The organism is Candidatus Regiella insecticola LSR1 (genome assembly GCF_000143625.1).
GTDB classification, from domain to species: Bacteria; Pseudomonadota; Gammaproteobacteria; order Enterobacterales; family Enterobacteriaceae; genus Regiella; species Regiella insecticola.
Genome location: NZ_GL379590.1, coordinates 69,354 through 95,322 on the forward strand (window position 1 = coordinate 69,354; position 25,969 = coordinate 95,322).

General features: G+C 43.9%; 27 protein-coding genes and 2 pseudogenes. 10 read left to right on the forward strand and 19 right to left on the reverse strand.

The window, feature by feature from the left end:
- Positions 1-36: 36 nt before the first annotated feature.
- Positions 37-1,203 (forward strand): cell division protein FtsZ, encoded by a 1,167-nt coding sequence (gene ftsZ / locus REG_RS03875; protein WP_006704548.1) that lies wholly within the window; start codon positions 37-39, stop codon positions 1,201-1,203.
- Between the two features lie 394 nt (positions 1,204-1,597).
- On the opposite strand, the pseudogene mukB reads toward ftsZ, so the two are convergent.
- The 10 genes and pseudogenes from mukB to REG_RS14075 form a co-directional block, all read right to left on the reverse strand.
- Positions 1,598-6,057: pseudogene (mukB, locus tag REG_RS03880) on the reverse strand (chromosome partition protein MukB).
- Entirely contained in the window at positions 6,057-6,749 is a 693-nt protein-coding gene (gene mukE, locus REG_RS03885; RefSeq protein WP_039907235.1) for a chromosome partition protein MukE, read from the reverse strand. The pseudogene mukB and the gene mukE overlap by 1 nt, the downstream one beginning before the upstream one ends.
- Positions 6,730-8,171 (reverse strand): annotated as a pseudogene (locus REG_RS14575) (chromosome partition protein MukF). Before REG_RS14575 ends, mukE begins: the two are co-directional and overlap by 20 nt.
- 181 nt (positions 8,172-8,352) lie before the next feature.
- Complete coding sequence (kdsB, locus tag REG_RS03900) at positions 8,353-9,111, reverse strand: 3-deoxy-manno-octulosonate cytidylyltransferase (RefSeq protein ID WP_006704550.1); 759 nt, start codon at positions 9,109-9,111, stop codon at positions 8,353-8,355.
- On the reverse strand, positions 9,108-9,290 hold the full coding sequence (locus REG_RS03905) for a Trm112 family protein (RefSeq protein ID WP_006706874.1): 183 nt from the start codon (positions 9,288-9,290) through the stop codon (positions 9,108-9,110). The genes kdsB and REG_RS03905 overlap by 4 nt, the downstream gene beginning before the upstream one ends.
- Positions 9,291-9,471: 181 nt before the next feature.
- On the reverse strand, positions 9,472-9,807 hold the full coding sequence (gene bamE / locus REG_RS03910) for an outer membrane protein assembly factor BamE (protein ID WP_039907237.1): 336 nt from the start codon (positions 9,805-9,807) through the stop codon (positions 9,472-9,474).
- Positions 9,797-9,919: a hypothetical protein gene (locus REG_RS14070; RefSeq protein WP_260200189.1), complete on the reverse strand. Its 123-nt coding sequence runs from the start codon at positions 9,917-9,919 to the stop codon at positions 9,797-9,799. The genes bamE and REG_RS14070 overlap by 11 nt, the downstream gene beginning before the upstream one ends.
- Before the next feature lie 141 nt (positions 9,920-10,060).
- Positions 10,061-11,725 (reverse strand): DNA repair protein RecN, encoded by a 1,665-nt coding sequence (gene recN, locus REG_RS03915; protein WP_039907239.1) that lies wholly within the window; start codon positions 11,723-11,725, stop codon positions 10,061-10,063.
- 101 nt (positions 11,726-11,826) lie between these two features.
- The gene (nadK, locus tag REG_RS03920; protein WP_039907242.1) at positions 11,827-12,702 is read right to left on the reverse strand and encodes an NAD(+) kinase; all 876 of its coding nucleotides are present in this window, start codon (positions 12,700-12,702) and stop codon (positions 11,827-11,829) included.
- Positions 12,703-12,740: 38 nt separating this feature from the next.
- The gene (locus tag REG_RS14075) at positions 12,741-12,863 is read right to left on the reverse strand and encodes a hypothetical protein (RefSeq protein ID WP_260200190.1); all 123 of its coding nucleotides are present in this window, start codon (positions 12,861-12,863) and stop codon (positions 12,741-12,743) included.
- 83 nt (positions 12,864-12,946) lie between these two features.
- Between REG_RS14075 and grpE the strand changes: the two genes are divergently transcribed.
- Entirely contained in the window at positions 12,947-13,579 is a 633-nt protein-coding gene (grpE, locus tag REG_RS03925; protein WP_006704555.1) for a nucleotide exchange factor GrpE, read from the forward strand.
- Between the two features lie 215 nt (positions 13,580-13,794).
- Here the strand turns inward: grpE and ung are convergent, their stop codons facing one another.
- From ung to REG_RS03945, 4 genes are all read right to left on the reverse strand, one after another.
- Positions 13,795-14,475: a uracil-DNA glycosylase gene (gene ung, locus REG_RS03930; RefSeq protein WP_006704556.1), complete on the reverse strand. Its 681-nt coding sequence runs from the start codon at positions 14,473-14,475 to the stop codon at positions 13,795-13,797.
- A gap of 170 nt (positions 14,476-14,645) precedes the next feature.
- Positions 14,646-15,995, reverse strand: a complete 1,350-nt coding sequence (gene srmB, locus REG_RS03935; RefSeq protein WP_006704557.1) for an ATP-dependent RNA helicase SrmB — start codon at positions 15,993-15,995, stop codon at positions 14,646-14,648.
- 133 nt (positions 15,996-16,128) lie between these two features.
- The gene (gene nadB, locus REG_RS03940; protein ID WP_006704558.1) at positions 16,129-17,733 is read right to left on the reverse strand and encodes an L-aspartate oxidase; all 1,605 of its coding nucleotides are present in this window, start codon (positions 17,731-17,733) and stop codon (positions 16,129-16,131) included.
- A 42-nt stretch (positions 17,734-17,775) separates the two neighbouring features.
- The gene (locus REG_RS03945; RefSeq protein WP_039907245.1) at positions 17,776-17,955 is read right to left on the reverse strand and encodes a hypothetical protein; all 180 of its coding nucleotides are present in this window, start codon (positions 17,953-17,955) and stop codon (positions 17,776-17,778) included.
- Between the two features lie 28 nt (positions 17,956-17,983).
- On the opposite strand from REG_RS03945, the gene rpoE reads away from it, so the two are divergent.
- The 5 genes from rpoE to thiD all read left to right on the forward strand — a co-directional run bounded on the left by rpoE (position 17,984) and on the right by thiD (position 20,579).
- The gene (gene rpoE, locus REG_RS03950) at positions 17,984-18,559 is read left to right on the forward strand and encodes an RNA polymerase sigma factor RpoE (protein WP_006704559.1); all 576 of its coding nucleotides are present in this window, start codon (positions 17,984-17,986) and stop codon (positions 18,557-18,559) included.
- Between the two features lie 148 nt (positions 18,560-18,707).
- Positions 18,708-19,328, forward strand: a complete 621-nt coding sequence (locus REG_RS03955; protein WP_006704560.1) for an RseA family anti-sigma factor — start codon at positions 18,708-18,710, stop codon at positions 19,326-19,328.
- Between the two features lie 14 nt (positions 19,329-19,342).
- Positions 19,343-19,600, forward strand: a complete 258-nt coding sequence (locus tag REG_RS14580; protein ID WP_087943372.1) for a SoxR reducing system RseC family protein — start codon at positions 19,343-19,345, stop codon at positions 19,598-19,600.
- Positions 19,576-19,782, forward strand: a complete 207-nt coding sequence (locus REG_RS11905) for a SoxR reducing system RseC family protein (protein WP_176603418.1) — start codon at positions 19,576-19,578, stop codon at positions 19,780-19,782. Before REG_RS14580 ends, REG_RS11905 begins: the two co-directional genes overlap by 25 nt.
- The gene (gene thiD, locus REG_RS03965) at positions 19,779-20,579 is read left to right on the forward strand and encodes a bifunctional hydroxymethylpyrimidine kinase/phosphomethylpyrimidine kinase (RefSeq protein WP_006704561.1); all 801 of its coding nucleotides are present in this window, start codon (positions 19,779-19,781) and stop codon (positions 20,577-20,579) included. The genes REG_RS11905 and thiD overlap by 4 nt, the downstream gene beginning before the upstream one ends.
- A gap of 19 nt (positions 20,580-20,598) precedes the next feature.
- Here the strand turns inward: thiD and REG_RS14080 are convergent, their stop codons facing one another.
- From REG_RS14080 to REG_RS11915, 5 genes are all read right to left on the reverse strand, one after another.
- The gene (locus tag REG_RS14080; protein ID WP_260200191.1) at positions 20,599-20,733 is read right to left on the reverse strand and encodes a hypothetical protein; all 135 of its coding nucleotides are present in this window, start codon (positions 20,731-20,733) and stop codon (positions 20,599-20,601) included.
- A 167-nt stretch (positions 20,734-20,900) separates the two neighbouring features.
- Complete coding sequence (gene sixA, locus REG_RS03970; protein ID WP_006704562.1) at positions 20,901-21,404, reverse strand: phosphohistidine phosphatase SixA; 504 nt, start codon at positions 21,402-21,404, stop codon at positions 20,901-20,903.
- 1,148 nt (positions 21,405-22,552) lie between these two features.
- Positions 22,553-23,376, reverse strand: a protein-coding gene (locus REG_RS11910; RefSeq protein ID WP_260200023.1) for an IS5-like element ISRein1 family transposase whose coding sequence is annotated in 2 segments (ribosomal slippage) — positions 22,553-22,989 and positions 22,989-23,376 — 825 coding nt in all. Because the reading frame shifts where the segments join, the coding sequence is not laid out codon by codon here.
- A gap of 94 nt (positions 23,377-23,470) precedes the next feature.
- The gene (locus REG_RS03985; protein WP_039906984.1) at positions 23,471-24,535 is read right to left on the reverse strand and encodes an IS3 family transposase; all 1,065 of its coding nucleotides are present in this window, start codon (positions 24,533-24,535) and stop codon (positions 23,471-23,473) included.
- Positions 24,489-24,782, reverse strand: coding sequence for a hypothetical protein (locus REG_RS11915; protein WP_006704759.1), 294 nt, complete (start codon positions 24,780-24,782; stop codon positions 24,489-24,491). The genes REG_RS03985 and REG_RS11915 overlap by 47 nt, the downstream gene beginning before the upstream one ends.
- Positions 24,783-25,022: 240 nt before the next feature.
- On the opposite strand from REG_RS11915, the gene REG_RS11120 reads away from it, so the two are divergent.
- Genes REG_RS11120 through REG_RS11920 form a run of 3 tightly spaced genes read left to right on the forward strand, consistent with a single transcriptional unit; the run spans position 25,023 to position 25,848 of the window.
- Complete coding sequence (locus tag REG_RS11120; protein ID WP_006704563.1) at positions 25,023-25,223, forward strand: hypothetical protein; 201 nt, start codon at positions 25,023-25,025, stop codon at positions 25,221-25,223.
- Entirely contained in the window at positions 25,195-25,503 is a 309-nt protein-coding gene (locus REG_RS03990; RefSeq protein WP_006704564.1) for an amidase family protein, read from the forward strand. The genes REG_RS11120 and REG_RS03990 overlap by 29 nt, the downstream gene beginning before the upstream one ends.
- A 51-nt stretch (positions 25,504-25,554) precedes the next feature.
- A complete protein-coding gene (locus REG_RS11920) occupies positions 25,555-25,848 on the forward strand; it encodes a hypothetical protein (RefSeq protein ID WP_006704759.1) in 294 nt (97 codons plus the stop codon).
- The last annotated feature ends 121 nt before the right edge of the window (positions 25,849-25,969 follow it).

Sequence of the window (25,969 nt, forward strand, 5' to 3'; positions counted from 1 at the left end):
GATCTCAAAGTAATAAGCACAAAGCGGAGAAAAACTATGTTTGAACCGATGGAACTAACTAATGACGCGGTGATAAAAGTCATCGGCGTGGGTGGCGGCGGTAGTAATGCTGTTGAACACATGGTGCGTGAACAGATTGAAGGGGTTGAATTTTTTGCTATTAATACCGATGCTCAGGCTTTACGTAAATCGACAGTGGGACAGACAATACAAATTGGTAACACTATTACCAAAGGCTTGGGAGCGGGAGCCAACCCTGAGGTAGGTCGTACTTCAGCTGAGGAAGATCGTGAAGCGTTGAAAACCGCTCTGGAGGGAGCCGATATGGTCTTTATTGCTGCCGGTATGGGCGGCGGCACAGGGACAGGGGCTGCGCCTGTCGTTGCCGAGGTGGCAAAAGAGCTGGGGATCTTAACTGTTGCTGTGGTGACTAAGCCTTTTAATTTTGAAGGTAAAAAAAGGATGGCGTTTGCCGAACAGGGAATTGCGGAATTATCGAAACATGTCGACTCTTTAATTACTATTCCTAATGACAAATTACTCAAAGTGCTCGGCAAAGGTATTTCTTTGCTCAATGCCTTCGGTGCCGCCAACGATGTATTAAAGGGCGCGGTACAGGGTATCGCTGAATTAATCACCCGCCCTGGCTTAATGAATGTCGATTTTGCTGACGTGCGTACTGTGATGTCGGAAATGGGCTACGCCATGATGGGTTCAGGCAAAGCACAGGGCGAAGACAGGGCAGAAAAAGCGGCGGAAACGGCGATCTCCAGCCCATTATTAGAAGATATCGATTTGTCTGGCGCGCGAGGGGTACTGGTCAATATTACCGCCGGTTTTGACTTACGTTTGGATGAATTTGAAACTGTCGGTAACACTGTTCGTGCATTTGCATCAGACAATGCGACTGTGGTTATCGGTACCTCGTTAGATCCTAACATGAACGATGAATTGAGTGTTACTGTCGTGGCTACCGGTATTGGCATCGATAAACGACCTGAAATAACACTGGTGACCAACAAGAAAACTAAACCTTTGTTAGCACAGGGTTATCAGCAACCTGGATTGTCAGCATTATCACAAGAAGCCAAAGTGGGGGTAAAAGTATTAAATGATTCAACGGGGAGTAAAACGAATGTGACGCCTAATAAAGAGCCTGATTACCTTGATATCCCCGCTTTCTTACGCAAGCAAGCCGATTAAATAGAATTTTGGTTAACATTACTGATCTCAGACAATAAAAAATAATAACTGAGAGAGCACGCCGTAACGTGGAATTTACATCAGGTAATCGCGACTTTGCAACAGGTCGTCTAATGACGATCAATCGATCATTAGACCTCTTTCGAAACCGTAGCGAGTGATGCGGAGTCAAGGCGCTCGGCGTACAGCAACCTTCGCTGCCATCAGTACATGAGAATTGCGCGCACCGGGCAACGCAGGATCCGTGTCACGCAGTAGGTTTCGAAAAAGGTCTATACCCTTCGCCTTTCAAGCGGCTGCTAGACGGCCAGGGCGACTGACCGATGAGTGTGGACACATACCATGAGGGCAAGGGCTCGCAGCCAACAACACGGCAACTTCAAAGGCGAAGGGTCTATTCCTCCTCAGCGATAACAGCAAGTCGAGGAGGCGAGTTAACAAATCCACGTAAACCAACCACATGAACATGTTCATGACGATTGAAAACTTTACGCACCAATTTATAAGTGGTTCCTTTTTCAGGACTGATATTCTCGGGGGCTGCAATAATTAATTGCATTTCTAACCGGGCACAAAGTTCAAACAAGGTCGCAATAGACTTTGCATCCAATCGCGCCGCCTCATCAAGAAATAGCAAACGACAAGGTGAAATATCTTTACCACGTAAACGCTGTGATTCTTCTTCCCAACTTTGCACCACCATCACTAAAATCGACATCCCCGTACCGATCTCGCCTCACCAGTTGACAGCGCGCCACTTTCGGCGCGCAGCCAACCATCAGCACCGCGATAAACTTCTACTGCCAATTCGAGATAATTACGGTAATCGAGCAAGGCTTCACCAATAGTTTGCGCGGAGCGCTGGCCAGGATCCAACTGCGGATTCAAACGTTGATATAATTTCGCCAACGCTTCGGAGAAAGTCAGGCGGTTACTGTTGAATAAATCCTGATGTTGTTCTTGCTGCTCAGACAACACCGCTAATAAAGTCGCATGCGCTTCACGCACATTAAAATTCAAGCGCACACTTTTTACCTGACCAAAAGAAACAGCACGTAATCCCTGATTTAACATAAGGATGCGGTTCTGCTCACGTTGAATCGTTTTACGGATAATATTAGCAACGCTTTTACAACTGATGGCCAATATGTGCTCTCGGGCATTCAATTCTTCAGTGAGGCGAGCCAATTCAATTTCCATTTGCTCGATGGCATCAATAGGATCATCCGTACGGAGAATATCTTGGCGGATACGTTCACGTAAATGCTGATAAACCGCGCTATAAAAGACAATTTTTCGCTCTGGACGTTTGGCATCTTCCGATGAGCGTAATAAATCACGCAGATATTCATTTTCTGCCACCGCAGGGCGTAATGCTCCCAATGCGTTATCTGACATAGAACGCAGTTCATCAGCGCTCTTATACGCCAATTCACGCCGATGCAGATGGCGTTCAACACCGTTGTCTTTCACCATCCTCATCACTCTGCACCAACCCGATTTAGCCTGCACAATCTGTGCACGCATTTGATGATAATCTCGGGTTGATTTGCGTTGTTTTTTTTCTAAATCCTCTATCTCTGCTTCACAACAAATCAATTTTTTTCTAACTGATTACGTTGTAAGCGGACAGTGCGCAACGCCGTCTGGAGCTCATCACGGCGCCTAAGCGCGCGCGCCTGAGCATCGCTATCTGCCTGTACACCAATGTCTTTTAATTCCTGTTCTAATTCTCTGAGCAGATCATTTTTTGCTTCATAAGCGCTTTTGAATGAAGCCAACATGTGCTGATTTTGCGTAAACTGGGTTTGATACTGCCGTAATTGCTCACGGGCGTGGCTACGTTCAGTTTCAGCCTGTGCTAAACGTTGACGTAATTGATCATTCAGATCCGTGCTTTCTGTCACTACCTGGGTCAAATCAGCATAGTTAAAATGCGCGCGTCTTTGCACCACTTCACTTAAAGAAAAAATTTGTTTTTTGAGCAAATGCTGCTGCTGAGCCTGGCTATAATCGTCTTGTAACTGTTGATGCTGTTGTGGATCATTCTGTTAATGCCGCAAGTAGTGGCTCCAGTTTGGCCAAAGAAGCTCCCTGTTGTTTAATGTAGTGAGCAGCCTGCAACGCCTGTTCATGATCGGCAGTGATTTCTTCTATCTGATGTTGCAAACTGTCGTCGCGCAGTAACGACACCAGAGGAACTAATTTGTTAAGGCATAAAATAGCGGCTTTGGTCTGTTCAAACTGTTGCTGATGTTGCCGATGTTGCTCTTCATGGGCGCGTAAATTATTTTCTATTTCGCTGCACTGAATAGTGAGTAGCCGAATTTTCTCTTCAGGATCAGCATCAAACACCACCGACAAATGAGACGCAACAAAACAGCTAAATGCTTGATGTATACGCTGAGCCTTTTGCATATCAAATGATAATGTAGCGTAGTCTGTCTTTGAATCATCACGGATCTTACACAACGCCTTGCAGCGATTTTCACGGGCAACACGACCAAATAAAGGCACGTCAGGATAGCGAGAATAGCGCCATTGACGATCTGCGGATCTCACGAGGATCGCTTTTTCCTGCGCTTCAAAAGTAAAAAAATCTTCATCAAATGATTGAGGATCGCCCTCAATTAAATAGAGGTCGTCTGGTGCCTCTGCCAAATTTTGTAACTTATCACGTATCAACGAAAGGTTTGGCACAACAATGCCATGGCGGGCAGGACCATAAAGCGCAGAATAATGAGGCGCATCATCCACAGCGATATCGTCATAAATTTCAGATAGCAGCACCCCTCCCAAATACTCAGCGAGGGAGACTAAGCGAGGATCTTCTGCGCCACTGGGTTGATTTAATCGCTCAATTTGTGTTTCAACTGACCGTATTTCGGCGGCGATTTTATCGCGTTCAAGCGTAACTTTACGTTCACGCTCAAACCATTGCTGCATGTTTGCACTCACCTGATCACTATTTTCCAGTATCGCGCCATTTTGCTCACTGAGCTTATTAAGTGCTTCCTGTGCTCCTAGCCAAATGGGTGCCAGGGTGATCAATCTTTGTTTTTCTTGTTTAAACTGATCTAGCTGTTGGCGCATGGCCATCCTGCACTCTGCCACCTGGCTAACATGGTGCTCGAATTTGCCAATTTGCTGCTCTAGACTCAATTGCAATGCAACCAACTCATCGGCTTGATACTGCTTTCCCTGACGTTGACAAAATGCTTGCAACATACGTTCAGCATCTTGTTGCGCCTGCAAACGCAGTCTCAGCTCAGATAATCGGATCTGCAAGGGTTGGATCCGCTCTGCTAAATGCTGTTGAGACGGCCAACGGCGTAATAATTCACGCGCTACTGACCAAGCTTCAGCGCGATCGGCTGATCCGCTGATCTTCACGACCAATTGATAAGCTTGCTCAAATTGGTCGTGAGAAGCCGTCGCGATAGTCAATTTTTGCTGCAATTGCAGCAAAGTGGCCGTGGCTTCTTTGTCAGAGAGGTGAAAAGTCTCCAGCCAATGCTCTGCGTTATCGGCGGTTAATTCTGGCAATTGACATAATGCACGGGCGTTCTTTAGTGCCTCTTGTGCCTGCTGGCATTGAATGGCACGGGTTTGCTGAACATCTAAAGCTTGCTGATAGTCCGCTAGCTGGCTTTTTAATTCATCCACTTCATTTACCGCCGCTTCTACCCGCATTTCATTTTCTGCCTGCCGCTCACAGGCTTCAGCCACTACGATATTTTGTTCCTCGAGCCGATAACTCAGCTCTTCCAATTCTTCTTGATAGCGCGCTATTTTTTCTTGCTGACGCATAGCGCTTTGCACTAAATTCAACTGTTCGTTGGCAGCTTCGTAATCGGCTTCTCGTTCTAACTCGGTGGCACTTTGATCTTTGAGTTCTTTGGCGATTTCGGAATGATGATATTGTTCTGCTAACCCTTTTTTACGCTGAGTAAACAGATCACGACGCAGGACTAATAGACTATCTAAATGACTACGACGCTCATTAATATGGCGCATATAATCAGCCGCAACATAGGAGGTCGATTCTGCAATCAGATGTTTAAATAAATCTCGATCCGATTGCGTCGTACGAATGGCCTCCAATGTCATCCGGTTTTCACGTAACGCCGCCTCCATATCTTGAAATGCTTTACGTACCCCGCTATTTTCCGGCAATAAATAATCACGTAATGAACGTGTGATGGCGCTGGAGATCCCACCGTATAAAGAGGCTTCAATGAGGCGATAAAATTTACTACGATCAGCAGCCGAACGGAGTCGTTTGGGGATCACTCCCAAATCAAACATCAGCGAATGGTAGTCAGTAATAGAATTAAATTGCTTGAACTGTACCCCTTCCATGGCTTCTAGCCGATTTTTTAGCTCGGGGAGAGACAGTACACGCGCCTGCTGATCGGCCAATATTTCTGTCAGCAACTGGGTAGGCTGGCAAGCAGCCGGCAATCCTTGGATAGTAAACGGCTTGATATCAACTTTACGATCACGTCCTGCCACCTGTTGTAAGCGAACACCGAGCAATATGCGCTGATGGCGTGAATTCATTACATAGAGCGCGGAATAACAAACACCAGCACGCAACTTACCATGCAGACCTTTGTCACGCGATCCCGTCGTCGAGCCGGCTTCCGTGGTATTACGAAAATGCAATAAGGTGAGATCGGGGATTAACGCAGTGATAAAGGCAGCCATGGTAGTGGATTTACCCGCTCCGTTTCCGCCTGATAAGGTAGTCACCCACTCATCGAGATCAAAGGTACGAGCAAAAAAACCATTCCAATTAATCAATGTCAATGAACAAAATTTACCGCGTTCGATTTTTCCTGATTTTATCATTACTCATCCTTTTCACTCTGCAGTCTGTCATCAACTTCGACCACCGTATTTTCCAGCACTACCCCTTCACTCTGTTGGATCATCTGTAATTGAGCTGTTTGGGGATCATCGCCATTACGTACATCGGCACCAAAACGAAACACCGCTTCAGTAATACGAAATTGGCTACTGTCATGACTGATAAAATAGATCATGCCTAAACGGCGCAGACGGTTAAGAGAAGCGCGTATTTTTTCTTGTAGCTTCTGTTTATCTAAATCAGAGCCTGCCGAGCGTTGATTCACCCATTTAAGCAATTTGCTTTCATCAACCAGCGCGATAAGTTCTTCATACAATTCTTGTTGGCTAAAAATGCCTTGATGCGCCAAACGCTCTGGACTGAGATAAAGATAGCAGAGCACTTTACCTACCATCATGTCTAATTCAGACAAAACAGATCGGGGAATTAAACTGGTAGAGCGCGCTCTTAAATAGAAAAAATTTTCCGGCGCATGGATCAAATCTACATTATAGCGACGATAAAATACTTCCAATTGCTCCTGAAAATCGGTCAAAAAAGCATGATTGTCCAGTTCATCAGCGCCAATATGGCGACCAGCACGCAGCTGGCTATCTAAAGAAGGAAAAAGTTGACTCGCCAATGCTTGCGCCAACTTAATGGGCATAACGGGTTCAATATCGGTCGATGACATGTGCCTGCACCTCAGCTCCGTAATCATTAATCGCTGACCATTCTGGCGCTAAGCCAGAAAAATCGGCGGCCGCCACGCCAAGGCGAATCGCCTGGTCAACGAGGATACGCGCAACATCAAAATGACGTGCTTGTGGATATTGTGCCAAATAATCGCGTAGGATCTGCCCCAAATTCAGCGGGGTTTCTTGGCGGTGAAAAATAACTAAGGCTTGAGTAATGGCGGTGGTGAGCTGTTGGCAAATTTGATTAAATTCTTCAAATTCTAGCTCCGGTGGTAATTCTCCCCTCACCTCTTCACTGCATAATGCCGCTCCTTCATCTCGCATGTCTAACATGCGGTCAGCATTAACGAAAGTCAGTGCCCAGGGGTGCGAAAAATAATTTTGGATAGATTGCCTCAGTCGCTGCGCAAAAACACGGTTTTTATCCATATCAATCGCGGTACGGATAAATTTATGCACATGACGATCATAGTTGATCCATAAATCGATAGCCTGTTGTCCCCAACCAATGATCCTATCCAGTTTATTTTGTAAGCTCGCAACAAGATGCGTGATCCTATCTAATTTTATATCCCCTTCGCCTTTGAAGCCGCCGCTTTGTTGGCTGCGAGTGTTCGCCTCATCAGGTAGTTGTCTACGCTCATCGGTCTCACACTCTGGCCGCCTAGCGGCAACTTCAAGGATTACCTAGGGTAGCATCTTGGATCCGCAGTAAATGGGTTTGGATTTTATCACCCACAGCCAGACAGGGTATCTTGCAATTCGCGCAACATCTGCGACGTTTCCGCAAGCAATGATTCACAGCTCGCAATAGCCGCGCGCCAATCTTGATTCAACAGTGAGGCGATCTCTTCTTTTACCGTATTTTGCTGTTCATCGAGTAACCGTTGGCTGATGTCAATACTGTCAAAAATTTCCGCGACCGAATATCTCAACGGTAGAAAAACACTGTGTTGCCAATGGCTGTCATCACCGGGCTCACAGGCCGCCAACGCTACGCGATGTAATTCTTCAGCGACCCGCGCTAATTGCGTGGAGAGACGCAGGGCTGAAAATTCACGTTGCCGAATATAATAATTGGTAATACTAATCCCCAGTGGCGTCAAACGGTAAATGGCATGACCCTCTGCTAAATCACTGCTAAAACGGTTTAGCAAACGCTGACGCACAACATCATTAATGGCATTATTCCCGCGTATCAGCAAGGTTTCCGGTGCTTGTTCAAAACCTTTGCTCACATGCGAAAATGCCTCAATCAATTCGCCTTCACTCATTTCGCTGTCCAGCCGCAGCCGCTCACTGTTAAGTAAAGCAATGGTTAACAAAAAGGCTAAACGTTCAGGCGGGAGCGTAATTGAAAAATCATTTTTTCGTGCCCAAGCCACCAGCTCGGGTACCGTCTGGGAAATTTCATTCATATTCACTCGTTACGGATCCGAAAAATGTTTCGTACATTAGACTTCTTCGGAAACCTACTGCGTGACGCGGATCCTGCGTTGCCCGGTGCGCGCAATCCTCATGTACTTCATGTTAACGAAGGTTGCTGTGCGCCGGGCGTCTTGACTCCGCATAACGAACTACGGTTTCCAAAGAGGTCTATTACTGTACACCACTGAGAATTGATCGCACCTTTTGTAAATCTTCTGGGGTATCGATCCCGACAGCTGGAGCCTCTTTTGCTAATGCTACATGAATTTTTTCACCGCGTGACAAAACACGAAGCTGTTCAAGCGATTCTATTTTCTCCGATTCACAAGGTGCCCAAGCCACATAACGACGGATAAAACCGGCTCGATACGCATAAATGCCAATGTGCCGTAAAAAGTGCCCTTCGATATCTTCATGTTTCGCTGGGTGATACGGTTTTCCGTTGCTAAAAATAGGCGCACGAGAAAAATAAAGCGCATAACCGTAAGCATCAATTCCTACTTTCACCACGTGCGGATTGAAAACCTCTTCACTATGGTTAATAGGGACTGCCAATGTAGCCATTTCGGCGGTACAGTTGGTTAAATTCTCTGCAACTTGCTGGATAATACAGGAGGGTATGAGGGGCTCATCGCCCTGAACATTAACAATAATATCGTTATCCTCAAAACCATAATGATCAATAACTTCGGCTAACCGTTCAGTACCTGATTGATGATCAGAACGCGTAAAACAAACTTCCCCTCTCGCCTTTTTTACCGCCTCCAGGATATCCGCATGATCAGTGGCAACAATCACCCGTTCAGCTCCTGATGCTAATGCACGCTCCATCACATGCACAACCATCGGCTTACCATGAATATCAGCCAAAGGTTTAGCGGGTAAACGGTTTGAAGCATAACGGGCAGGAATAATAACGGTGAATTTCATGCCAATTTCTCATCAATCTTGATAGCACGGGCTTCATTGGCTAATAATACCGGGATCCCATTGCGCACAGGATAAGCCAATTGCTCAGCTTTACACACTAGCGCTAGATTTTTTTGATCAAAAGATAATTTACCGTTACAAATGGGGCAGGCAATAATTTCAAGTAAACGGCGATCCATAATCCCTCCTAAATATACCAGCGAGCACCAGAGATTTTTAATATACCCTTCGCCTTTCAAGTTACGGCGGCGTTGGCAGCTCGCACTCATCCCAGTCATGTACTACTTGTACACTCCTGAGATTCGCTTGATGGCCGCCTTGCCGTAACTCGAAATTCATTGGGTATAGACGCTAAGAAGTCTATTTTTCTATATTAATCAGAGCACCATCAGCATCAAATAATAAGGTCAGTGTTCGTTGTGTTATTTTTTCATGGCCAGTTTGCTGACGAAAAACATAGAACCAGGTTCTGCTACCAAAAGGATCGCGTAACATGGGTGTACCTAGTATGTAGGCAACCTGTTGTTGTGTCATACCTTTCTCTATTTTTTCCACGTCATGATGTGATAGATAATTACCCTGATTCATATCAGGTCGATAAACTACTTTTTCCAATGTGGAACAACCAACAATCAGCATCGACAGTAACAAGAGGGCAATAATCAACAGATTACGGTGAAACATTTTACAACACATGGTTATCAGATTCCTTTTTTGACAAAGTATCAGCGAGCACAAGCAATTTCAAAGTATACCCTTCGTCTTTGAAGCTGCCGCGTTGTTGGCTGCGGGTTCTCGCCCGAATCACGTAGTAGGTCTACGCTCATCGGGTCTCACTCCCTGGCCGCCTAGCGGCAACTTCAAAGACAAAGGGTATAGAAGATCATAATAGAGCTTATCCTAGTTTAAAACCTTTGCTTACGTCTCCTTTTACAAATAAAAATTTGCATTAGACCGCCAATAATTCTTTTGCATTGGCTAATGTATTTTTTGTGATTTCTCCGCCACCCAGCAGACGCGCGAGCTCTTGCAATCTATCTTTGTTATCCAGTTTATCCATTCTAATTTCAGTTCCCATACCATCAGTTTGTTTACTAACAAAAAAATGTTGATGACCACAACCAGCAACTTGTGGCAAATGAGTGACACACATCACCTGAGTGAATTCACCTAATTGACGTAATAAGCGTCCTACGATTGCCGCCGTTGGGCCGCTAATACCCACATCTATTTCATCAAAAATTAATGTTGGGGTCTCCATTTTACGTGCGATAGCAACCTGAATCGCTAATGCGATACGTGAGAGTTCTCCTCCCGAAGCGACTTTATTTAATGGCTGTAATGGCTGACCGGGGTTTGTTGTAATACCAAATTCAATACGACTGGCTCCATCAACACACAGGTGCTCTGGTTCAAAAAATGTCGTAATAGTAAATTGACTATGCGGCATAGCCAGTTGCTGTATCTTTTTTGTCACTAAAGCTGCTAATTCCTGCGCATAATATTGCCGTTTTTGATGTAGTTGATCGGCCATTGCTAACGCATTTTGATAACAGACATTGACCTGTTGGCTCAATTGTTCATGAGCCTGCTCTTGTTGCGCCAAAAATTGCTCTTCTTTTAATAATTGTTGATGGAATTGTGGTAGTTTTTCAGGCTCAATACGATGTTTGCGGGCTAAATTAAATTGACTTGATAACTGCTGTTCCAGATCAGATAACCGACTCGGTTTTACATCCAATTGTTGAATATAACGACTCAGTTCACCACTGATCTCATTAATTCGAATATTAGCTTCATCGAGCATGCTCAGCATATCTTGAAAATGGCTATCCATTCCCTCCAATTCAGTTATTTTTTCCTTAACGACATTAAGTTGATGCAAAATATTTTGTTGTTCACCTTCCGAGAGAAATTGCAATGCTTGTTGGCTCATTAATAACAATTGTTCGCGATCAGCTAAACGTTTGTATTCTTTATCTATCTGTTCATATTTCCCCGCCTGCGGCGCAAGGGCATTTAATTCTTGGAGGTGATACTGCAACAGTTGCTGGCGAGAGCTTAGCTCAAGGGTTCGTTGCTGATGCTGTGCCAATGCTTGACGACTTTGTTGCCAGGTAGCGTAAACCTCTCGCATCTTGGCTAATAATACGGATTGATCGGCATAAGCATCGAGAAGTTTTTTTTGATGAGTAGATTTGAGTAATAGCTGGTGAGCATGTTGGCCATGAACCTCAATAAGCAACTGGCCTAATTCACGTAATTGAGAAACAGGCACGGCGACGCCATTGATAAAAGCCCGAGAACGCCCATCGACCCCTATAGCACGTCGTAATAAACATTCATCACCATTATTATCTAAAAGATTATCTTGCAACCATTTTAGGGCAAAAGAGGTATCGGTAAGTGAAAAACGTGCACAAATATCAGCCCGTGTTGCGCCCGATCGAACCATATTTCCTTCTAAGCGCGATCCTAAGCATAAACCCAAGGCGTCAATAGCAATAGATTTACCCGCTCCCGTTTCCCCGGTAATAGCGGTCATGCCAGATTGGAAATCAATTGCTACCTCACGCACAATAGCAAAATTATTGATGGTTAGTTGAGCCAGCATGATAAATCTCCTGTATATCAATACATGTCTGTATCACTCATTTTTATAGCCAAATCATTTTAATTTGACGAAGGGTATACAATAAGACCCGCGATACTTTTTCAAAACAATGTCTTCGACCAACCTAGTTTTTTATTTAAGGTATTAAAATAACAATAATTTTTAGGATGAATTAAATCGAGATAAAACGCGCTACGGCGTATCCAAATCTCTACTTCTTCATCCTTTTGAATGGGAAGTTCAATGTGGCCGTCACAAGTGATGGCTAAATCACTACCCAAAACTTTTAAGTAAATCGTACTGCTACTACTCATCACCAAAGGTCTTGCCGAAAGGGTATGTGGAAACATCGGCACTAATACCATTGCATCCAGTGTCGATGTCAAAATTGGCCCACCGGCAGAAAGTGAATAAGCCGTAGATCCGGTAGGTGTGGCAATAATCAGGCCATCAGAACGTTGAGAAAAAGCGAAACAATCGTCAATATAAACTTCGAATTTAATCATATGTACTTTTTTAGCGGAATGTAGCACAACTTCATTGATCGCAGTACGAGTGCAATATTGCTGGTTGGAGCCCCGTACTTCAACTTCTAATAAAAAACGTTGTTCACTTGAGTATTCACCCACGAGCACTTTTGATAGCTGCTCTCGCGCTTTATCCGGATCCAAATCAGTCAAAAAACCAAGATTTCCTCGGTTAATACCGATAACTTTAATATCGGATTTATGCAATATTTGAGCGGCTCTCAGCATATTACCGTCACCACCAACGACGATAGCCAAATCCGCTTGTTGGCCAATTTCAGCCAGGCTGGCACCCGTAGCACCTTTTAAATCGGGATCCTTGGCAATGTGATCTTCCACAAGAATAGGGTAATCAGATTTTAGCCAATGGTATAGCATTTTATGGGTATCCAATGCACGCGGCTGACGCGGTTGACCGACAATAGCAATACAATTAAATTTTTTCGTCACTGTCGCTTCTTTCCTCATAGATATATACCCAATGAATTTCAAGTGACGGCAAGGCGGCAATCAATCGAATCCCAGGAGTGTGGTACATGACTGGGATGAGTGCGAGCTGCCAACGCCGCCGTAACTTGAAAGGCGAAGGGTATATTTTTGTTCCCCGACACTATTAGCAATTCCCTTGAATCCACTGTTTTCATCCCCATAATAAACAAAGTTGCGAGATTAATGCTAACACTAGGAGATATCTATGAAGAATGACAATAAAAAACAGCACCCCCCTATCGATAAAACTGTAGAAGAAAAAAATGCACCCGCCATCGAGCCGCTAACAAAAGATAGTCCAAAAGACAATGTTGCTGAAAACAATGCTACCGATGATCCACGGATCGCCACATTAGAAGCTAAATTAGCGGCATTGGAAACCGAATTGGCTGAAGCCTTGAAAAGAGAAAAGGAATCTGAGCCACGTCATCAGGCTGATATCGCTAATATGCTCCGTCGAACTCAAAACGATATCGAAAAAGCACACAAATTCGCGCTGGACAAATTTGCCATTGCATTATTACCTACCCTGGATAATTTAGAAAAAGCGTTGGAAACGGACAATCATTCTAATTCTACATTGGCTGCCACGATTGAAGGCGTTGAACTTACGCTGAAATCTTTTCAAGATACGATCAAAAAATTTGGCATTGAAATCATTGCTGATACTAACGTGCCACTGGATCCTAATTTGCATCAGGCGATGGCTTTAGTTGACTCAAAAGAATATCAACCCAACCATGTGGTGACGGTAATGCAAAAAGGCTATAAGCTGAATGGCCGTTTGTTACGTCCCGCGATGGTCACCGTCAGCAAAGACAGTAAAGAAAAAACATAAGATTTATTCTTTTCTTAAGCTGAATTAGTCTCATTTGATTCAAGGCGGAGGAGCACAGACAGTACAAATAGTACGGCAAACGACGACAACGCTTAAATCAAATGAGACTGATTTAGCTATAGGCACTAGACTTCTTGCAAAATAGTAACTCGTGACGCGAAATCAAGACACGCACGGCAGTTTGTGCAAGAAGTCTGTGTCTTTCATTGACTTTTTTACTCTGTTAATTCCGGTTGCCACCGTATCGACGCCAATTTCTGCTGTTGCAGTAATTGATTTACTTGCGAAAAATGACGACAACCAAAAAAGCCTCGATGCGCAGACAAGGGGGATGGATGAGGTGCTTGCAACACAAAATGGCGCTTTCTATCAATGATACTGCCTTTTTTTTGCGCATGAGCCCCCCACAATAAAAAGATAACCCCGGTACGATATTCATTTAGCGCCGCGACAACCCTATCGGTAAACTGTTCCCAGCCAAGATGAGCATGAGAATGGGCTTTACCCGCTTCCACCGTCAATACCGTATTCAGTAATAGCACTCCTTGTTCCGCCCAACTTTGTAAACAACCGTGATCAGGATAGGTAAAATCAGCAATATCCTGTACTAATTCCTTATAGATGTTCACTAATGAGGGGGGCGCTGGCACACCAGGTAGCACCGAAAAGGATAAGCCATGTGCTTGATTTAACCCATGATAAGGATCTTGGCCAAGAATAATGACCTTGACATGCGCAAATTGAGTAAAACGAAATGCATTAAAAACGTCTTTTTGGGCAGGATAGATTATTTTACCCGCATGACGCTGCGCTGCTACATAGCTCAGAGTGTCACGAAAATAAGGTTTTTCTTTTTCTTGACCGATAACGTCGTGCCAAGTAAGGACGGTCGACATTAGTACTCTCCTTTAATTTTTCTGCGCTTTTTAAGCCCTTTTTTTGACAAAAGACGGCTTGCAAAACTGTCGTCCGGAAGGGAATACACTTCGGGGATTCGATTGATTGCCGCTTTGCCGTAACTCGAAATTCATTGGGTATAAGGCAAGAAGTCTAAAATATCAGCGATTCAACTAGTAGGAACATCCATATCTACTAATTTTTTAGTCGGCTGGCGTCGTTTACCGATATTTTTGCTATCACGATGACGTATTTTTTGCTTGGGTTTTTCTTTGCCCGCCTCTTTTTTTGCTTTACGCTTCGCCGAAACGGCTTTCGAGGGTTTACCTGTGAACTTTTTACTTGGTGCCTTACTTTTCGGACGTAATTCCTCTATCACACGCGGTTTTAGGGATTCATCGAAATAACGTCCTGCCTTGAGATAACGCCCTACCTTTTGTAACAACAGATAATCATGGTTTTCAATCAAAGAAATTGCCGTGCCCTTTCGACCCGCTCGTCCAGTACGGCCAATACGATGCAAGTAAACATCGGCAGTACGCGGCATATCGAAATTGAAGACATGGCTAATATCATCAATATCTAGCCCGCGAGAAGCCACATCTGTTGCCACCAATACATTAATTCGACCGTCATTTAAACGAATGACCGCTTCTGTTCGTTTTGCCTGAATCATTTTTCCCTCAAGATACCAGGCATGAATGTCTGCTTCACGTAACCAGCCAACCAACTCATGTACCCGTTCGCACGTACGGACAAAAATAATAGATTTTTTTACCTCCGGCTGTGTTAACAAATGGCATAACAATGCTTTTTTATGCTCAATATCGTCAGCACGGTAATACCATTGAATAATTTTTTTACGTTCTCGTCTGGACGGATCAGCGTCTAGCTCTAGCGGATCTTTCAGGATCCGTTTCGCAAATTCACGTATCGCTTCACCTTCTAAGGTTGCTGAAAACAACAACGTTTGCTTACGGCAACAGGTTTTAGCGGCGATGGCTTCAATATCTTTCGCAAACCCCATGTCCAGCATACGATCAGCTTCATCAAGAATGAGCGTTTCCACAGCATGGCAATCAAAATTTTCTTCTTGAATATATTGCAATAAACGCCCGGTAGTCGCGACCACGATATCTTGATTTTCAGTAAATATCTCTGCGTGATTCATATAAGCCACTCCGCCAGTGATCGTCGTTATAGCAAGAGAGGTATTTACTGCTAATTCATTTGCTTGTTCAGCAACTTGCATAGCAAGTTCACGAGTGGGTGTTAAAATCAAAATACGTGGCGGACCCGATTTCCTACGTGGAAAATCTAATAAGTGTTGCAAAATCGGCAGTAAAAACGCAGCCGTTTTCCCGGTACCTGTGGGCGCAGAGCCCAGCAGATCACGCCCCTCCATCGCCGCTGGGATCGCCATTGCCTGAATGGCCGTTGGGCGCTGGTAACCTTTATCGTTCAACGCTTTAATTAAACGGTCATTAAGATCAAATTCCGAAAAATGAATAGCAGTCATGGTATTCCTTGTATTAGTTTGCTGATGACAAAAAACAGCGCTTTTTCACCGATTTTTTTCAATTCAGCGTAGCTCAAGAAGATGTTGAATAGTCTCTGAGTACTGTATTGATTTTACGGCACATTGGATAAGTTTAGGGAGCAAGAATAGTGGGTTGTGGGCTGCTTACCTGGTTCGGATAATCAAGGGTATAATGTAAACCTCTACTTTCTTTTCTTTCCATTGCACAACGGACAATTAATTCAGCCACTTGCACTAAATTACGTAATTCTAATAAATTATTTGAGAGTCGAAAATTAGCGTAATATTCATTTACTTCCTGCTGTAATATGTTAATCCGTCGCAGAGCACGTTCCAGCCTTTTCGTGCTACGTTCAATACCAACATAATTCCACATAAATAAACGCAATTCATGCCAATTATGCTGAATAATAACTCGTTCGTCAGAATTATCTACGCGACTTTCATCCCATTTTGGCAACTTATCGGCCAGTTTTTCGCGGGGCAAAAGGGTTAAAATATCTTGTGCTGCAGACCAACCATACACCAAACATTCCAGCAATGAATTTGAAGCCATGCGGTTGGCGCCGTGTAAACCAGTATAACTGACTTCACCAATGGCATAGAGGCCATCGAGATCAGTACGACCATGTTGATCAACCATCACACCACCACAGGTATAGTGGGCAGCAGGTAAGATGGGGATCTTATCTGTGGTTAAATTAATATCTAATGACAATAACTTTTCATAAATCATAGGAAAGTGTTGTATGACAAAATCAGCGGGCTTATGGCTGATATCCAGATACATACAATCGGTACCCAATCGCTTCATTTCATGATCAATGGCGCGAGCAACAACATCACGCGGCGCCAACTCACCCCGCGGATCAAAATCAAACATAAAGCGGCTACCATCAGGACGTTTTAGATAAGCGCCCTCACCACGTAGTGCTTCGGTTAATAGAAAATTGCGTGCGGAAGGATGAAACAAACAAGTGGGATGAAACTGATTAAATTCTAAATTAGCCACCCGGCAACCCGCACGCCAAGCCATCGCAATACCATCACCAGATGAAATGTCTGGGTTGGTGGTATATTGATAGACTTTAGCTGCTCCACCGGTGGCTAATACCAGCGCTTTGGTGCGAAAAGTTTCTACTCTTTCTAACTCTCGATTCCAAACATAAGCACCAACAACACGCTTGGTGCCCGGTAAGCCAATTTTGCTAGAAGTAATCAGGTCTACCGCATTACAGCGTTCTTTTACACAAATATTAGGATGGGTAGTGGTTTTACTTATGAGCGTATTTTGTACTGCCTTGCCGGTGGTATCTGCACTATGCAAAATACGACGGTGGCTGTGCCCCCCTTCACGCGTTAAGTGATAACGCTCTTTGCCCATAGTGCTGGTTTCAGTATCAAAAACAACACCCTGATCAATCAGCCACTGTACACAATGCCGTGCATTACTCGCAATAAATTCAACCGATTGGGGATCACATAGCCCAGCACCAGCAATAAGCGTGTCATTAACATGCGATGCTATACTGTCTGTTTCATCAAAAACCGCCGCTATACCGCCTTGAGCGTAAAACGTCGCACCCTCTTGCAGTAATTCTTTACTCAGAACAACGACTTTACAACCAGACGATGCCAGTCGCAAAGCCAAGGATAAGCCTGCTGCTCCACTACCAATAATCAAAACATCGCTAACGTATTCAGAACGTGCAGGCATAAGGTATCATATCAACAGAATAAAATTAGGTTTCATGTTAGCCTATTTGGTCAAGTAAAAGCTATGAATATACCCTTCGCCTTTGAAGTCGCCGAATTGTTGGCTGCGGGGGCTCGCCTTGTCAGGTAGTATGTCTACGCTCATCGGTCGCCCGCCCTGGCAACCGAAGGCAACTTCAAAGGCAACTTCAAAGGCAACTTCAAAGGCGAAGAGTATAGACATAACACTGGATATCGGGAGCTTAATTTAAATGCGTGAGCAGTTAACGGATCAAATACTGGTCGAGCAGGTTCAAAAAGGAGATCAACAATCTTTCAACCTACTGGTTATTCGTTACCAGAACAAAGTTGCCGGCCTTGTATCTCGATATGTTCCGCAAGGGGATATACCTGATGTAGTACAGGAAGCTTTTATTAAAGCCTATCGAGCGTTAACCTCATTTCGTGGCGAAAGTGCTTTTTATACGTGGTTGTATCGTATAGCAATAAACACCGCAAAAAATTATTTAATTACGCAAAAACGGCGTCCTCCATCAAACGATATTGATGTGGATGATGTGGAAAACAACGAAAATATAGCCGCATTGAAAGAAATATCGAACCCTGAGAATTTAATGTTGTCCGATGAGTTAAGACAGATTGTTTTCCAGACCATTGCGATTCTCCCGGAAGATCTTCGTATGGCAATTACACTCCGTGAGCTAGATAATTTAAGCTATGAAGAAATAGCGACTATTATGGATTGTCCGGTCGGTACGGTTCGTTCCCGTATTTTTCGAGCTAGAGAAGCTATTGATAGCAAAATTCAGCCATTGATACAAAGATAATATACCCTTCGCCTTTGAAGCTGCCTTCGGCTGCCAGGGCGCCCGACCGATGAGCGTAGATTATACTACGTGATTCGGCGAATACCCGCAGCTAACAACGCGGTAGCTTCAAAGGCGAAGGGTATAGACCTACAAAAGGTACTTAGGCATGAAAAAAGAAAAGCTTTCCGCTTTGATAGATGGAGAAAATTTTGATGCTGAATTGATAAATTCTTTATCAAAAGATGAAAAACTTCAGCAAAGTTGGCGTAGTTATCATTTAATTCGTGATATTTTGCGCACCGATGATAGCGCCAGTGGAGCCTTAAATTTAGATGTTTCACAGGCTGTCGCTGATGCGATCAAAAAAGAATCGGGGTTATATTTGCCACCAATGACCGAGGAAAGCCCGGCGTCAATAAAATGGCCTACTTTGCAAAAGATCTCTCCTCGCTGGATCAGTCAAATAACCCAAGTGGCGATTGCGGCCTGTGTATGTGTTGCTGTGCTCATTAGTGTTCAATCATATGAGCAACCAGCAATATCAGATTTGCAACCTGAATCCCCTAGATTTAATACATTGCCAATATTTAATACCTTACCGGTAATGGGAATGAAAGCTTCACCCGTTGGTTTAAATGGAGATTCTAACAAAAATCCACCACCTCATCAGGTAAAAGAGCTGCTTCAACGTATCGCTGTATCACGACAGCAATATTTTGGCTTAGAGCCTCCAACACCTTATGCTGGGCTAGACTACTACTCACCAAGCACTTATTCAGAAGATTAAAAAATGATGAGAGAATGGGCGCCACCGTGGTTTCGTGGCAACAGGGGGTGGCATTACTGCATTGTCAGCCTCGCAAAGCTTGTAATAACTGTCATTCCTCCAGGGGATGCGGGGGAGCCTTTAGCAATAATACAAATTCAAATAAAGTGCATCGGTTGCAAATACCTATCTCACAGGCCTTGGTGCCGGGTCAGCAGGTTGAGCTAGGTTTCAGTGAAAGCGGTTTATTAGGTTGTGCGCTGCGCTGTTGGTCTATTTTTTACCTTTATTAGGCCTCATTAGCAGCAGTTTTTTTTGTCAGATGTTGTTTGATAAAGAAGCGATTACGGTTATCGGTGGATTAATGGGTGGCATTTATGGTTTTATTATCGCTCGTATGGCCGCTGCAAAAATAGCAACCAAGGATACTTATCAACCAGTAGTATTTTCGGTAACCAAGCGTGAAACACCTTGAAACATATTAATGCACTCTCTATAGCGGGAACCGACCCCAGTGGCGGGGCGGGTATTCAAGCTGATCTAAAAACTTTTTCTGCATTACGTGCCTATGGCGCTAGCGTAATCACTGCATTAGTTGCACAAAATACCTGTGGGGTACAATCAATTTATAACATTGATCCCAACTTTATCGGTGCACAATTAGATTCAGTATTCAGTGATATGCGTATTGACACCACTAAAATAGGTATGCTAGCAAATAGTGCTATTATCAAAATCGTATCGGATAAATTATTGTGCTACAAACCCCGTTATGTCGTCTTAGATCCGGTGATGTTGGCTAAAAGCGGCGATGCTTTGTTAGCACCAGAAGCAGTAAATGCACTTAAAAAATATCTGTTACCACTCGTGTCTTTAGTCACACCAAATTTGCCAGAGGCAGCAGTATTACTCAATTGTTCACTGGCAAAAAATGAAGAACAAATGTATGAACAAGGGCTGGCATTATTGCATTTGGGCTGCAAAAACGTATTGATGAAAGGGGGGCACCTAAATGGTAACGAGAGTCCGGATTGGTTATTTACAGCAGAAGGTCAATACCGCTTTACGCATACGCGGATAGATAGCTGCAACACACATGGCACAGGTTGTACCTTATCAGCAGCATTAGCAGCATTGCGACCTAGACATCATAATTGGCAAGAAAGTGTTCAAACGGCCAAAGATTATTTGCAACAAGCACTGGTACAAGCGAGCAGTTTAAACGTTGGCAAGGGAAACGGACCAGTACATCATTTCCATCAATGGTGGTAATACTCTGAACAAAATCAAATTAAACTGATTTGGCTATATACCCTTCGCCTTTCAAGTTACGGCTTTGTTGTCTGCGGGTGCTCGCCGAATCACGTAGTCTATCTACGCTCATCGGTCGGTCGCCCTGGCCGCCTTGCCGTAACTCGAAATTCATTGGGTATAATACATCGGAGCGCCGATAACATTTTAGCGACAGGGCACAATACATCTGTGAATAAGAAGTGCAGCCAGGCTGTCCGTTGAAGCAGGAGCCGGCTGAGGTAACTCAGATTTTTATCTAGAACGCGGTAGAAATCCTCACCATTTATCGCAGGGAGGATGTCAACTTGAAAGGGTTGATGCCTGGATCTTAGCTGTGAGCTGTGAAGGTCCTATTTGCCAACCGAAAGAGCCATGACCCGTATTCACATCTAAATCAATACAAGCAATAGCAGAAGTTGCAAACATCGGAGGGTATTGCCCAGGGCAAAGCTCCGCTACCAAGTAACCCACCAACGGGAGATGTGAAATTAATAGCACGGCAGAACAGCCTTCTTTAGCTAAGGCCTGAAGATAACAAGTCATCAGAACAGCATCCCCTTCTGGAGTTAATTCAGGCATAACCTCCTGTTCTCCAGGTAAAATCAATGCTTCGCGAGTGATGTCAAGCGTTTGCGTGGCACGCAAGTAAGGGCTGACTAGTATCTGCTCAATGTTCATTGACTGTTCATTTAACCAACTTGCTACCTGTAAAGACTCCTTTTTACCGCATAACGTCAAGGGTCTTTCTGCATCAGTAATGGCATCAAGTACCGCATCACCATGCCTCATAATTAAAACTTGCATATCACACCGTTTTTGTTAACAAAAAACGTTATACAGAAACGCTTTGCGTGCTGTACGTTAAAATCCCGGGCGCCAAATAAAGCGGGCTGACCATGTATTCTGCCTAAAATTTAACATAAATAAAATGTCTATTTTTCGTACGCATCTGCTAATAATCAGTTATTTTTTAAAATAATTAAATTATATCAATATATTAATCATCAAAAGCAATCATACCAATGAGTGGTTACTACCTACTTCTTTTTATTTACGAAAAAAAGAAGTAATCCTCTTGAGTGACGCTTAATTGATGAAAAAATAATCTAAAAGCGCAATTTACATAGAATAAATAAACATTTTGAACACGTTTTTGACAAAGTAAAAACATCAGCGAGCACAAGGAACCTCATATAAACCATTAAACATCATTGAACTTGCTTAACATGATAATAGTATATAATTTGGTAATTTCCTGTATTCAGAGATTATCTTGGTAAATACTCGATTAATAGAAGCAATATCTACTTATTTCTATTAACTACATCCTCCTCTCACTAAAACTTAGCGAGAGGCTCTCTGTTCTAGAATTGGAAAACCACGGTTCTATCTTGACCAGGTGCTTACCTTTTTTTGATCAACGTTTCTATCAGCATTAAATGAAATTAATCCCAGAAAAACCTAGAAGAAAAATACTTATACTGAAGGGGAAGGGATCACACCGACCCAAGACGATTTCCTATCTTTTTTTAATGCTAAAAGTGCTTGATAGTATTTCTCATCTTCTGCCTTTTTATTTATAGCATCAGCATATATTTCATTTTTTTTTAAAATGATTTATTTATTTTTTTCATACTCATCAGGTGATAATTTTTCTATTTTTAATACTTTTATTTCGTAGACAAATCCTTGCCGTGCCACTTTTCTTGAGCACTTATTATAAGAGCATTTCTTTCTTTATTATTTAAAATAATCTCTGATGTATAGCCGAATCAGTTTAATTTGATTCAAGGCAGAGAAGCGCAGACAGTACAAATAGTACGGCAAGCGACGACAACACCGAATCAAATTAAACTGATTTGGCTATACTCGAAATAAAGACAGAGAGTGAAAAATACTAACCCCTATCTAAAAGCCGGTAATTGTCAATAGACCTCTTCGGAAACTATCATTTATCTAATTTCCATATTATAAATTGCAGCAATCAGATTAAATCTTAATCCAAAACGTTTTCGCCTGTTTCGATAACGGTCTGATACAATTTTAAATCTTTTAATCATACCAATGACATGTTCGTTTAATACACGCTGGCTTGATAACGCACGATTGTTGCGTTTATCTTCTTTTGTTAAGGGATTTTTCTTTGTCTTTTTCTTAGGCAACGCCGAGTTTGAATGAATCTTGCCAAGCCCTTGGTAACCTGTATCGGTAACTGTTTTGATGTCAGGATGTATTCGCACACCAGACTCCTTAAACAACCTAAAATCATGGCGCCTCCCATTCGTAAAGCTTGTACAGATGACTGCTTTACTTTTTTTATCAACGAGCACTTGTGTTTTTAAGGTGTGTCGTTTCTTTTTTCCTGAGTAAAACGGCTTTTGTTTTTTTGGGGACGTTCAATCGGCGTTTCTGTGGCATCAATAAGAACCAGCTCATACTCCCTATCCCTTTTTAATACAGCTTTGCGTCCAGGTAGGGCAAAATCAGGATGCTTTATTAGCGTATTCTCTATCCATTTAATCGTTTCATAGCATGTGCTCTCACTCACGCCATAGCTTTGGCTGACATGAAAATAAGTGCGATATTCTCGTATATACTCCAGTGCCATTAATAAGCGCTCTTCTAAACCCCGCTTGGGTTTCCGACCTCCTTTCCCTTGCTTACTCTTATCTGCTTCATTCAATATCTTTATCATCTTTTCAAATGTACTGCGTTTAACACCCGTTAAGCGACGAAATTTTTCCTCTTCCAGTACTTTTATTACTTCATATTTCATGGCGGCTCCTTGTTCAGGAGTGTTTTACCAAAATTCCTCATGAATGCTAGTTTCCGAAGAGGTCTAATGTAGTTGTCGCCCAGGATGTAAAATCCTAGGCTGCTTTTTTGGCGTCTGGTTTCACCTTTTTTTCTCTGGATTTTTGTGGATTTAAATGGACTTCTTTCACATACGGCCACTGACGGATTTGACCTGCCCAGCGTGTAGGGTTTGCAGCGCGTGCCTTTTCATACACTGTGTTACGCTGAGCTAATAGGGCTTTATCAAGGCCTGCATGTCTTTGTGCAGGTGTGACAAATTCAATGGCACTGTGGCGATGTTCTTGATTATACCAGTGCACCACGTGTTCGACCCATGCGCGGGCGTCTTGCAGGTTGTCAAAAGGGTTAACCGGGTACTCAGGGCGATATTTTAGCGTCTTGAAGGCCGATTCAGAATAGGGATTGTCGTTGCTCAGGGAGGGTCGACTCAACGAAGTCGCTATTCCCAATGTTTCGAGCGTAAACAACAGGATAGCGCCTTTCATCGGGCTGCCGTTGTCGGAGTGTAGGGTGACTTGACCGGGCAAAATCCCCTCACGCTGACAAATATCTTTGATCATATCACTGGCATGTTGGGCACTTTCTTCAGCATATACCTGCCAACCGACAATCTTACGGCTAAAAATATCGAGGAAAAGGTAGAGGTAAAAATACTGGCCTTTAATACGGCTGGGGAGATAAGTGATATCCCAACTGTAGAGCTGGTTGGGCGCGGTGGCACAGAGTGCCCGAGGCTTAAAACGTGGTTTTGCCGGGCGTTCTGCTCGTCGATGCTTCAGTTGCCTGGCGTCCCGCAATACGCGATAAAAAGTGGATTCGGAGGCGAAATAGAGCCCTTCATCAGCCAACATCGGCACAATTTGACTCGGGGGTAAATGAGCAAATTTGGCCGAAGAGGTTATTTCCAGTAGCTTAGCCCGCTCACAGGGTGAGAGTTTGTGGGGCGGCGGCGCTGTTCGGCGCGTTCGGCCATCCACTTGCTCGATAGCTTTCTGCCAGCGCTGTAGGGTTCGCGTGCTTAGCCCAATCAGGAGACAAGCCTGTTGTTGCCGCGCTCCGGCCTGCGTTGATTCAGTAATCCACATCATAATAGACTGGCGCTGTTCGGGAATAATCATTTTTCCTCTTACTGCGTTGTGTTCGCTTCGGGTCACAAAAATCCGCGCGCCATTGCTTCAGGTGATGAACAAAAATACCCTGCCCCCTGCACCAAGAGGCGAGTTCACTTTCTGCTAAACAACTTCTTAGCTTCCTCGGCGGCACGTTAAGTTCATCCGCAATGGCTTTCATTGTACGCCCATTCCGATGATAAACCTTACACAGCGCCTGCTCTTTAAACTCTTCCGAATACGTCGGTTTTTCCATGATTATATCGCCTCTTTATTAGTTCCCATTAACGAAAATTAGAGGCGACAACTAGACTGACACTGGGGGAAGCCTATTCGAAATTTACGCTGACGTTAAAACAAGACGCTGCAAAGTGAGTTATGGAAAGGAACTATTATATAAACATTCATTTACGTAATAAAAATCAGCGTACGACAAATTAAGTGTTTGCACGATAAGTAAATCTATTACCGATTTTTTGCAATGGCAATATACCCAATGAATTTCGAGTTACGGCAAGGCGGCAAGGGGGTGAGACCGATGAGCGTAGATAGACTACGTGATTCGGCGAGCGCCCGCAGCCAACGCCGTCGTAACTTGAAAAGCGAAGGGTATAGATTTGTACTAGATAGATACGCAGTTAATCTACAGAATCCGAAGGAAAAGACAAATGCTACCCATCAAGCCACTTATCTGTAACTCAGCGAGTGATCTCGCCGGTGCGATTCAAGCAAAGAAAATCTCCTCTGAGTCGCTCACCGAGGCATTCCTGGAGCAAATCGAAGATGTCAATCCACAGCTCAATGCGTTGGTTCAGGTCACAGCGGCGGCGGCTTTGTCTCGGGCACGTGAAGCCGACGCGGCTTTATCACGCGGCGAGATCTGGGGACCGCTTCACGGTGTGCCCTTTACCGTCAAAGATGTGATCGAGACGGCGGGTGTTATTTGCGCGGCGGGACTAGCCCCAGTGTCAGTCTAGTTGTCGCCTCTAATTTTCGTTAATGGGAACTAATAAAGAGGCGATATAATCATGGAAAAACCGACGTATTCGGAAGAGTTTAAAGAGCAGGCGCTGTGTAAGGTTTATCATCGGAATGGGCGTACAATGAAAGCCATTGCGGATGAACTTAACGTGCCGCCGAGGAAGCTAAGAAGTTGTTTAGCAGAAAGTGAACTCGCCTCTTGGTGCAGGGGGCAGGGTATTTTTGTTCATCACCTGAAGCAATGGCGCGCGGATTTTTGTGACCCGAAGCGAACACAACGCAGTAAGAGGAAAAATGATTATTCCCGAACAGCGCCAGTCTATTATGATGTGGATTACTGAATCAACGCAGGCCGGAGCGCGGCAACAACAGGCTTGTCTCCTGATTGGGCTAAGCACGCGAACCCTACAGCGCTGGCAGAAAGCTATCGAGCAAGTGGATGGCCGAACGCGCCGAACAGCG